1 protein-coding gene is annotated in these 12,141 nt (G+C 63.7%); it reads right to left on the minus strand.

The genetic code is table 11. The features are described from left to right. Positions 1-9 precede the first annotated feature (9 nt). Positions 10-12,141: Ig-like domain-containing protein (locus tag ACYOEI_RS40340; RefSeq protein WP_462856317.1), on the minus strand; the 12,132-nt coding region annotated here is incomplete at its 5' end.

Genomic DNA, 12,141 nt, shown 5'->3' on the forward strand with positions numbered 1-12,141 from the left:
CAGGGATGCTCAGCTCACGTTGAAGGTGAAGGTCTTGGGCGTGGTGTCGGTATCGACGCCGCCATTCGAGGTCCCGCCGTTGTCGCGGACCCGGAAGGTGAAGGATGTGTAGGGCGAGCCGGTGGCCCCTGCGGCGGGGGCGAACTTGAGCTTCCCGGCGTTGATGTCGGCGACGAGGATGACGAGCCCCGAGGTGACGGCGGTGCCGTTGAGCGTGAGCGATCCGGCGGTCGGGAGCGAGGAGATCACGACGGCGGCGAGGACGTTGGCCGGGTTGTCGTTGGGGTCGTTGAGGGCGAAGTCGGAGGCGGCGAAGGTGTAGGTCGAGTTCTGGGCGATGTTGACGGTCTTGGCGACGCCGACGGGGGCGTCGTTGACGGAGGTGATGGTGACGTACATCGAGCGGGCGACGGGGTCGGTGTCGACGCCGCCGTTGGCGGTTCCGCCGTCGTCCTTGACCTGGAAGCTGAACTTGGCGTAGAGCGACCCGTTGACGTTAGCGGGCGGGGTGTAGACGAGCTTGCCCGCGGCGATGTCGGCGACGGGGATGACGGCCCCGTTGGCGGGAGCGACGCCGTTGTAGGTGAGGCCCGGTGCGGTGGCGACGTTGGTGACCTTGATGGAGACGAAGTTATTGGCGGGCGAGTCGTTGGGGTCGGAGAAGCTGAAGTCGGCGATGGAGAAGACGTAGGGCTTGTCCTCGAGGGTGACGGCGGCCTTGGCGACGCCGAGGGGCGCGTCGTTGACGGGGGTGATGTTGACGGTCATCGAGCGAGGGGTGGGGTCGGTGTCGACGCCTCCGTTTGCGGTTCCGCCGTCGTCCTTGACCTGGAAGCTGAAGGAGAGGTACGCGGCGCCCGCGGCATTGGCGTTTGGTGTGAACTTGAGCTTGCCCGCGGCGAGATCGGCGACGGGGATGACGACGCCGGAGGTGAGGGGGGCGCCGTTATAAGTGAGGCCCGGGTTTGTGGGGATGTTGGTGACGACGATGGACACGAAGTTATTGGCCGGGGAGTCGCCAGGGTCGGTGAACCCGAAGTCGGCGACTCCGAAGGTGTAGGAGGAGTCTTCGAGCAAGGTCACGGTGTTTGCGGTGCCGACTGGGGCGTCGTTGACGGGGGTGACATTGATGGTGAAGGTCTTGGGCGTGGGGTCGGTGTCGACGCCGCCATTCGAGGTCCCGCCGTTGTCTTTGACCTGGAACCCGAGGCTCAGGTATCCGGTGCCGTTGGCATTGGCGGGGTCGATGAACTTGAGCTTGCCCGCGGCGATGTCGACGGTGGTGATGACCTGTCCGACGGTGACGGCGGAGCCGTTGAAGGTGAGGCCTGGGTTCGCGGGCAGGCTGGAGATGACGACGTATCCGAAGGCGTTGGCCGGAGAGTCGTTGGGGTCGGAGAACCCGAAGTCGCTGACGCCGAAGGTGTAGGAGGAGTCTTCGAGGACGGTGACGGTCTTGGAGGTGCCGAGCGGTGCGTCGTTGACGGGGGTGATGGTGACGTACATGGATCGGGCGATGGGATCGGTGTTGACGCCGCCGTTTGCGGTGCCGCCGTCGTCGCGGACCTGGAAGGAGAACTTGATGTAGGAACCGCCGTTGACGTTGGCGTTTGGCGTGAACTTGAGCTTGCCCGCGGCGAGGTCAGCGACGGGGATGACGACGCCGGAGGTGAGAGCGGCGCCGTTGTAGGTGAGGCCGGGGTTCGTGGGGATGTTGGTGACGACGATGGAGGCGAAGTTATTAGCAGGCGAATCATTCGGGTCGGAGAACCCGAAGTCGGCGACGCCGAAGGTGTAGGAGGAGTCTTCGAGGATGGTGACGGTCTTGGCGATGCCGACGGGGGCGTCGTTGACGGGTGTGACGTTGACGGTGATGGTCTTTGGTGTGGTGTCGGTGTCGACGCCGCCGTTTGCGGTCCCGCCGTTGTCCTTGACCTGGAACCCGAAGCTCAAGTATCCGGCCCCTGCGGCGTTCGCGGGGTCGGTGAACTTGAGCTTGCCCGCGGCGATGTCGACGGTGGTGATGACCTGTCCGACGGTGACGACGGCGCCGTTGAAGGTGAGTCCTGGGTTTGTGGGGAGGCTGGAGATGACGACATATCCGAAGGCGTTGGCCGGAGAGTCGTTGGGGTCGGAGAACCCGAAGTCGCTGACGCCGAAGGTGTAGGAGGAGTCTTCGAGGACGGTGACGGTCTTGGAGGTCCCCACGGGTGCGTCGTTGACGGAGGTGATGGAGACGTACATCGAGCGTGCGATGGGGTCGGTGTTGACGCCGCCGTTGGCCGTGCCGCCGTCGTCGCGGACCTGGAAGGAGAACTTGATGTAGGATCCGCCGTTGACGTTGGCGTTGGGTGTGAACTTGAGCTTGCCCGCGGCGAGATCGGCGACGGGGATGACGACGCCGGAGGTGAGGGGGGCGCCGTTGTAGGTGAGGCCGGGGTTCGTGGGGATGTTGGTGACGACGATGGAGGCGAAGTTATTGGCGGGGGAGTCGTTGGGGTCGGAGAACCCGAAGTCGGCGACACCGAAGGTGTAGGAGGAATCTTCGAGGATGGTGACGGTCTTGGCGATGCCGACGGGTGCGTCGTTGACGGGCGTGACGTTGACGGTGATGGTCTTTGGAGTGGTGTCGGTGTCGACGCCGCCGTTTGCGGTCCCGCCGTTGTCCTTGACCTGGAACCCGAAGCTCAAGTATCCAACCCCTGCGGCGTTCGCGGGGTCGGTGAACTTGAGCTTGCCCGCGGCGATGTCGACGGTGGTGATGACCTGTCCGACGGTGACGGCGGCGCCGTTGAAGGTGAGGCCTGGGTTCGCGGGCAGGCTGGAGATGACGACGTATCCGAAGGCGTTGGCCGGAGAGTCGTTGGGGTCGGAGAACCCGAAGTCGCTGACGCCGAAGGTGTAGGAGGAGTCTTCGAGGACGGTAACCGTCTTGGAGGTTCCGACGGGTGCGTCGTTGACGGGGGTGATGGTGACGTACATCGAGCGAGCGATGGGATCGGTGTTGACGCCGCCGTTTGCGGTCCCGCCGTCGTCGCGGACCTGGAAGGAGAACTTGATGTAGGATCCGCCGCTGACGTTGGCGTTTGGCGTGAACTTGAGCTTGCCCGCGGCGAGATCAGCGACGGGGATGACGACGCCGGAGGTGAGGGGGGCGCCGTTGTAGGTGAGGCCGGGGTTCGTGGGGATGTTGGTGACGACGATGGAGGCGAAGTTATTGGCGGGGGAGTCGTTGGGGTCGGAGAACCCGAAGTCGGCGACACCGAAGGTGTAGGAGGAATCTTCGAGGATGGTGACGGTCTTTGCGATGCCGACGGGTGCGTCGTTGACGGGCGTGACGTTGACGGTGAAGGTCTTGGGCGTGGGGTCGGTGTCGACGCCGCCGTTTGCGGTCCCGCCGTTGTCCTTGACCTGGAACCCAAAGCTCAAGTATCCGGCCCCTGCGGCGTTTGCGGGGTCGATGAACTTGAGCTTACCTGCGGCGATGTCGACGGTGGTGATGACCTGTCCGACGGTGACGACGGCGCCGTTGAAGGTGAGTCCTGGGTTTGTGGGGAGGCTGGAGATGACGACATATCCGAAGGCGTTGGCCGGAGAGTCGTTGGGGTCGGAGAACCCGAAGTCGCTGACGCCGAAGGTGTAGGAGGAGTCTTCGAGGACGGTGACGGCCTTGGAGGTGCCGAGCGGTGCGTCGTTGACCGAGGTGACGGTGATGGCGATGGCGAGGTTGAGGGTGTCGACGCCGCCGTTGGCCGTGCCGCCGTTGTCCTGGACGGCGAATGCGAAGGAGGAGGATCCGTTGGCGTTTGCGGCGGGTCGGAACTTCATGCCCTGGATCTGGGCGAGGGAGTAGGCGGTGTTGGCGGTGACGGCGGTGACGCCGTCGGCCAGGAAGACGGTGCCGAAGGTCGGGGCAGGGACGGCGGTGACCTTGTAGGAGAGGGTCTGGGAGGCTTCGAGCGGGCCGCCGCCGGGCCCGAAGGCGATGGCCCCGAGGTTGAAGGAGGTGATGGCAGCGTCTTCGAGGACGGAGAGGTTGGCGACGGTGCCGGCGGTGAGGACGGGGGCGTCGTTGACGGAGGTGACGTTGAGGGTCAGGGTCCGTGCGGTGGGGTCGGTGTCGATGCCGCCGCCGGCGGTGCCGCCGTTATCCTGGACCTGGAACTTGAAGGAGGCGTAGGTGGAGGCGAAGGCGTTGGCGGCGGGGGTGAAGACGAGCTTTCCTGCGGCGATGTCGGAGGCGAGGACGGTGGAGCCTGCGGTGACGGCGACGCCGTTGAGGGCGAGCGAGCCGGCGGCCGGGAGTGTGACGACCTTGATGGAGAGCAGGGCGTTGGCGGGTGAGTCGCCGGGGTCGGTGAATCCGAAGTCGGCGACAGAGAAGGTGTAGGGGGAATCCTCGAGTGTGGTGACGGACTTGGAGATTCCGACGGGAGCGTCATTCCTCGGGCTTCCGACGACGCTCGTGATGTTGGCGAAGGAGGTGACCCTTGTGACGAGGCCGCTGGCGAGGTCGAGGACGAGGCCGGTCGTGCTCGCCGACTCGTTGAGGATGGCCCCGTCGGCGCCGCCGTCGAGGCGGAGGATGGAGGCGTTGTCGGCGGGCGCGAAGGTGTCGAGTCCTGCGCCTCCGAGGAGGGTGAGCTTGGGATTGGAACCGGAGTAGTTGAAGGTGTCGGCACCGCCGGAGCCGTCGACGGTGACGTTGGCGATTCCGACGAGGACGTTGGCGGAGGAACCGAGGGCGACCTGGGTGGGGGAGATGGTGAAGGTATCGGCGGAGCCCGTGCCGACCACGGTCAAGGAGTCGTTGCCGCCCATGCCCATGATGGTGAGCGTTGCGGTGCCGGAGAGGGTTCCCTCGAGGTACCCGTTGAGGTAGACATCGCGGGTGTTGGCGTCGAGGTACTGGACGAGGATGGAGTCGTCGCCGGAGGTACCCCAGAGCTGCTTGATGTTGTCGGTGATCGGCTTGACGATGAAGGAGTAGCTGACCGGCGTCGTGGCTCCAAGCCACCCGTCGGCGATCAGGGTGTAGGTGCCGGTGGTGGGCAGGGTGATGCGGCCCGAGTCGTTGTCAAGATAACCGTTGAAGACGGTGGTGCCGAGGGCGTCGATGAGGGTGAAGTAGCCCTGGGTGTAACCGTAGGGGTCGTAGCTGGAGGAGTTGGGATTGTCGATGAAGATGCTGGAACCCGCGGTGCCGGAGAACTTGTAGGCTTTGGAGGAGTCTCCGGGGTTGAGGGAGTCGGAGACCGTCGTGCCCGGGGTCACGGCGGAGGCGCCGGAGAACGAAAGGAGGCTGAAGCCGAAGGAACCGGTTTGTTCGCCCTGGGCATAGACGGTGAGCGTGTAGGTTCCGGAGAGCAACAGGCCGATGCTCCGTTCGCCGGAACCGAAGCCCGTATCGCTGTAGACCACCCCTTGCGGGCCGGTCAAGAACCAAACGAACGTATTGTCATTGGTCTGACTGTCGAACCAGAGTCGATCCGGAGAGGCCAGGGTGAAGGTGTAGTTACTCCGCTGGCCGGGACTCGAAATGGAACCGGTGACGGAGGTCGCGAGTGTGAGGGGTGTGGTGGTGTCGGTGACGGGACTGACGACGAAGGTGTCGCTCGCGGTGCCCGACGAATAGACGACGCCGGAGACGACGAGTGTGTAAGTACCAGTGGTCGGCAGGGTGACTCGACCAGAGTCGTTGATCAGGTCGCTGGCGAAGACCTGGGTACCGAAGGAGTCATAGAGGTACCAATTACCCCGGTAACCGTTGGGATCGGAGGTCGAGAAGGCGGTGTTGTTGAGGTAGATGACCGAGCCGGCGGTGCCGGAGAAAGAGTAGAAGGCCGGAGAATTCGAGGGGGTCAACGTCGCGGTGACCGAGGATCCCGTGCTGATCGGAGTGGCGGAGGCGAAGTCGAGGACATTGAAGGAGTAAGCCTCGCCGGCCGGGCCGCTCACCTGAAGGGAATACGTACCAGCCGGGAGCAGGCCGATGACCTGGTCGTCCCAGACGAAATTTTCGTAACCGATCACGGGGCCTTGCAACCCGCTCAGAGTCCAACTCAGGCTGCTGTCATAGGTCTGGGTATCGAACCAGAGACGCGTGGGGTTTGCGAGGGTGAACTGGTAGAAATCGATCCCGCCGGCCGAGACGGTCCCCGAGATCGGGGAGCCCAACGTCAGGGAGGTGCCGCCGATGGATGTCGGCGTGGTGTGGGACTGGTAGTTCACCTGGAAGCTATAGTTGGGCGAGGTGGAATCACCCACGGCGCCCGAGAGGACCAGGGTGTAGGTCCCGTTCGTGGGGAGGACGACACCGCTAGCATCGCTGGCCGCGCCGTTGCTGAACAACTGGCGGTTGAAGGGGTCGTACAACTGCCAGTAGGCGTAATCACCGGTGACACTGATGTTGTGGAAGAGGAACGAATCGCCCGCAGTCCCGGTGAATTTGTAGAGCTTGGTCGAATTTGCGGGGCTGAGCGTCGCGGAGACCGTCTGTCCGGCCGGTGTACCGGACGATCCCACGATGATTGCAGTGGCGGCGCCGAAGTCGAGGAGGTTGAACTTGTAGCTGCCCAAGTAGTCGCCGTACCCGGAGACGGTCAGGGTGTAGGTGCCGGCCGGGAGCAGACCGACGTTCCGGTCGTCGTAATTGAAGTAGGTGGTACCGTAGACGGTGCCCTGGGCACCCTTGATCGACCAGTTCAGGTTTCCGTCGTTGGTCTGGCTATCGAACCAGAGTGTGGTGGGCGAGGCGAGGGTGAAGGTGTAGTTACGCTGCTGGCCGGTGCCGGTGATGGATCCGGAGACGGCGGTTCCGAGGGTGAGGGCGACGGTGGCGTCGCTGACGGTCCGGACGACGAAGGTGTCGGAGGCGGTGCCGGTCGCGGCGATGCTGCCCGCGAAGACGACGGTGTAGGTGCCGGTGGTAGGCAGGGTGACGCGGCCGGAGTCGTTGATGAGGTCGCCGGCGAAGACCTGGGTCCCGTAGGCGTCGTAGAGGTACCAGGTGCCCCGGTATCCGTTGGGGTCGGTTGTGGAGAAGGCGGTGTTGTCGAGGTAGAGGGTCGAGCCGGCGGTGCCGGCGAACTTGTAGGACTTGGCGGAATTGGCGGGGCTGAGCGAGGCCGTGACGGCGGAATTCGTGGTGAGGACGGAGGACGAGGAGAAGTAGAAGAGGTTGAAGGCGAAACTTCCGGTGTAGTCACCGTTGCCGGACACGGTCAGGGTGTAAGTCGCGGCCGGCAGGAGGGACGTCAGCCGGTCATCGTAGGAGAAGGGCGTGTTGCCGAAGACGACGCCCTGAGGCCCGGTCAGGGTCCAGTTCAGGTTCCCGTCGTTTGTCCGTGAGTCGAACCAGAGCTGGTTAGGTCCGCCGAGGGTGAACGTGTACTTCTGCTGCTGTCCCGGGGTGGCAATGGAGCCGGAAACGGGCGTGCCGAGGGTCAACGCGGTGGTGGCGTCGGAGACGGACCTGACGACGAAGGAGTCGGTGGCGGAACCCGAGGCGTAGAGATGGCCTTGGACGGCGAGCGTGTAGGTGCCGGAGGTGGGCAGGGTGATCCGTCCGGAGTCGTTCGCGAGGTCGCTGCTAAAGACTTGGGTGCCGTAGGCGTCGTAGAGGTACCAGGAACCCCTGTACCCGTTGGGATCGGAGGTGGAGAAGCCCGTGGCGTCGAGGAAGATGGTCGAGCCGGCCGTGCCCGCGAACTTGTAGAGGGTGGTCGAATTTGCGGGGCTGAGGGGGGTGGTGACGGCCGAGTTGAGCGAGAGGTTGACGGCCCCGGCGAACGAGAGGAGGTTGAAGTTGAAACCGCCGATGTAATCTCCGTAGGCCGCGACCGTAAGGGTGTAGGTGCCGGCCGGGAGCAGGGAAGTGGCCCGGTCGTCGTAGTTGAAGGGCGTCTGGCCATAGACGTTACCCTGCGAGCCGTTGATGACCCAGTTGAGGTTCCCGTCGTTGGCCTGGCTGTCGAACCAGAGCTGGGTCGGCGACGCGAGAGTGAAGGTATAGTTGCTCTGCTGACCCGGGCTGGCGATGGAACCGGAGACGGCCGTGCCGAGGGTCAGAGCCGTCGTGGAGTCGTTGACGGTCCGGACGACGAACGTGTCGGTCGCGGCACCGGAGGCGGGAATGTAGCCTTGGACGGCGAGGGTGTAGGTGCCGGTGGTGGGAAGAGTGATGCGGCCAGAATCATTGGTGAAATTGCTGTTGAAAACCTGGTTGCCGAAGGCGTCAATGAGGGACCAGTAGCCGGTATATCCGTTGGGATCCGAACTGGAGAAGGCGGTGTTATCGAGGAAGATGGTCGAACCGGCCGTCCCCGAGAACGAGTAGAGGTTGGTGGAGTTGGCAGGGTTCAAGGACGCGGAGACCGGGGACCCCAAGGTGACGGGTGTGGCGGCGGCGAAGTCGAGGATATTGAACGCATAAGCTTCGCCGCCCGGCCCGCTCACCTTGAGGACGTAGGTGCCGGCGGCGAGGAGGCCGATAGCCTGGTCATCCCATGCGAAATTACGGGAGTCCCAGATGGTCCCTTGGGGGCCGACCAAGCTCCAGGTCAAGGAACCATCATAAGTCAGGCTGTCGAACCAAAGCCGTGTCGGCGACGCGAGGGAGAACTGGTAGGGGTCGACTCCGCCGGCGCCGACCGCCCCGGTGACTGGGGTGCCGAGTGCGATCGGCGTTCCCAGGGAGTTGGGATCGTAGTGAGACTGGAAGTTCACCTGGAAACTATAACTGGGGGCGTTGGTGTCACCGACGCTTCCGAAGACGGCGAGGGTGTACGTTCCCGAGAGCGCGAGGGTCACGCCGCTGGCGTCGCTCCCGAAATAATTGCTGAAAACGAGGTTGTTGTACGGATCGAGGAGTTGCCAGTAGGCATTGTCGCCGGAGTAAGAAAGGTTATGGAAGAGGAACTTGTCCCCGCTGCTCCCCGTGAAATTGTAGAGCTTGGTCGAATTCGCTGGGTTGAGAGTCGCGGAGACCGTCTGGCCGGTGGGGGTGCCGACGGAGCCGACGGTGATCGGAGTGGCGGCGGCGAAGTCGAGGAGGTTGAACTTGTAGCTGCCCGTGTAGTCATAGTTCCCGGCGACCGTGAGCGTGTAGCTGCCAGCCGGGAGATATCCGATATTCCGCTCGTCGGAGGAGAACCCCGTATTCCCGTAGACGTTGCCCTGAGGGCCGTTCAGGGTCCAGTATAGGTTTCCGTCGTTAGTTTGGGTATCGAACCAGAGGTAAGTGGGCGAGGCGAGGGTGAAGGTGTAGTTGCGCTTCTGGCCGGCGCCGGTGATGGATCCGGAGACTGCGGTTCCGAGGGTGAGGGCGACGGTGGCGTCGCTGACGGTCCGGACGACGAAGGTGTCGGAGGCGGTGCCGGTCGCGTTGACGCTTCCCGCGAAGACGACGGTGTAGGTGCCGGTGGTGGGCAGGGTGACGCGGCCGGAGTCGTTGATGAGGTCGCCGGCGAAGACCTGGGTTCCGTAGGCGTCGTAGAGGTACCAGGTGCCCCGGTATCCGTTGGGGTCGGTTGTGGAGAAGGCGGTGTTGTCGAGGTAGAGGGTCGAGCCGGCGGTGCCGGCGAACTTGTAGGACTTGGCGGAATTGGCGGGGCTGAGCGAGGCCGTGACGGCGGAATTCGTGGTGAGGACGGAGGACGAGGAGAGGTAGAAGACGTTGAAGCCGTAGCTTCCCGTGTAGTCGCCGTTGCCGGAGACGGTCAGGGTATAGGTGCCGGCGGGGACGATGCCGATGTTCCGGTCGTCGTAGCTGAACGGCGTCCCGCCGTAGACGTTGCCCTGGGGGCCGGACAGGGTCCAGTAGAGATTTCCGTCGGAGGTCCTGCTGTCGAACCAGAGCTGGACGGAACCGCCGAGCGTGAACGTGTATTTCTGCTGCTGCCCCGGTGTGGCGATGGAGCCGGAGACGGGCGTGCCGAGGGTCATCGCGGTGGTGGCGTCGCTGATGGACCGGACCACGAAGGTGTCGGTCGCGGAACCCGTGGCGTTGAGGTAGCCCTGGATGCCGAGGGTGTAGGTTCCCGTGGTGGGGAGGGTGATTCGGCCGGAGTCGTAAATGAAGTTGTTGCTGTAGACCTGGGTGCCATAGGCGTCGAAGAGGGTCCAGTAGCCGCTATAATTGTTGGGGTCGGAGGTGGAGAATGCGGTGTTGTCGAGGTAGATCGTGGATCCGGCGGTGCCGGAGAACTTGTAGAGGTTGGTCGAGTCCGCGGGATTTAGAGTCGCATTGACGGTCGAGTTGAGCGAGACCGACGTGGCCGCGGCGAACGAGAGGAGGTTGAAGTTGTAGCTGCCGGTATAGTCTCCGCTGGCCGCAATGGTGAGGGTATAAGTGCCGGCCGGGAGCACCGCGGTGGTACGGTCGTCGTACGAGAAGGGTGTCTGCCCGTAGACGTTACCCTGGGAGCCGTTGATGACCCAATTCAGATTCCCGTCGTTGGTCTGGCTGTCGAACCAGAGCTGAGTCGGCGACGCCAGTGTAAAGGTGTAGTTCTTCTGCTGACCCTGGCCGGCGATGGATCCGGAGACGGCGGTCCCGAGGGTCAATGCGGTGGTGGCATCGCTGACGGAGCGGACCGTGAAGGAATAGTCGGTCGTGTAGGTCGGGCTCGCGTAGTAGTACCCGTGTAAGGCGAGGGTATAAGTGCCCGTAGTGGGTAGCGTGAGCCGCCCCGAGTCGTTCTGGAAGGCGCCGTCGAACACCTGGGTGCCGAACCCGTCGTAAAGGGTCCAATGTCCCGTGTTGCCGTTGTTAGGATCGTTGGGAGTGGCGGAGGCACTATCGAGGAAGATCGTGGTACCAGCGGTGCCGGAGAACGAGTAAAGCTTCGTGGAATTCGAAGGGTTCAGGGTGCCGGAGACTGGCGATCCTGGGGTGATCGGGGTGGCGGCGGTGAAACTGAGGAGGTTGAACGCATAGGCCTCGCCCCCCGGACCGCTCACCTGGAGAGAGTAGGTTCCGGCCGGCAGCAATCCGATATTCTGGTCGTCCCAGTTGAAGTTTTCATAGCCGAGGACGGTCCCCTGCGGTCCGGCTAGACTCCAACTCAGGCTGCCGTCGTAAGTCTGGACGTCGAACCAAAGCCGCGTGGGATTCGCGAGGGTGAACTGGTAGTAGTCGATTCCGCCGGCAGAGACTGAAGTGGAGACGGGGGAACCCAGTGTCAGGGTGGTCCCGCTGATGGTCGGTGGATTGGTGTGGGACTGATAGTTCACTTGGAAGCTGTAGTTGGGCGCGGTCGTGTCGCCCACGTTTGCGTACACGGCCAGGGTGTATGTCCCCGAAGCTGGAAGTGTCACACCGCTATTGTCACTTCCGAGGTAGCTGCCAAAGATGCTGTTGTTGTACGGATCGAGCAGCCGCCAGTTGGCATAGTCGCCCGTATAGGACAGGTTGTGGAAGAGGAACGTGTCCCCGGCCGTCCCCGAGAACTTATAGAGCTTCGTCGAGTTGGCGGGACTGAGCGTGGCTGAGACGGTCTGTCCGGTGGGAGTTCCGGAGGTGCCGACGGTGATGGATGTGGCCGCGGCGAGGTCGAGGAGGTTGAACTTGAAGCTGCCTGTGTAGTCGCTACTGGCGCCGACGGTGAGCGTGTAGGATCCGGCCGGGAGTAGGCCGATGTTTTGGTCATCCGAAGAGAAGGCGGTGTTCCCGTTGACGGTGCCTTGAGACCCCTTGATCGTCCAGTAGAAGTTCCCGTCGTTGGTCTGGGAGTCGAACCAGAGCCTGGTCGGCGAAGCGAGGGTGAAGGTGTAGTTTTTCTGCTGACCTTGGCTTGCGATGGAACCGGAGACGGCGGTGCCGAGGGTCAAGGCGGCGGTGGCGTCGGTGACCGACCTGACGACGAAATTGTCGGTCGTGGTGCCGTTGGCGTAGATGTAGCCCTGGACGGCGAGGGTGTAGGTGCCGGTGGTGGGGAGGGTGATGCGTCCCGAGTCGTATCCGAAGTAGTTGCCGTAGACTTGGGTGCCGTAGGCATCGTAGAGGGTCCAGCTTCCGCCGTACCCGTTGGGGTCGGTGGTGGTGAAGCCGGTGCTGTCGAGGAAGATCGTGGACCCGGCGGTGCCGGAGAACTTGTAGAGGTTCGTGGAGTTGGCGGGGTTGAGCGTTGCGGTGACTGC

This window comes from Singulisphaera rosea (genome assembly GCF_054877945.1).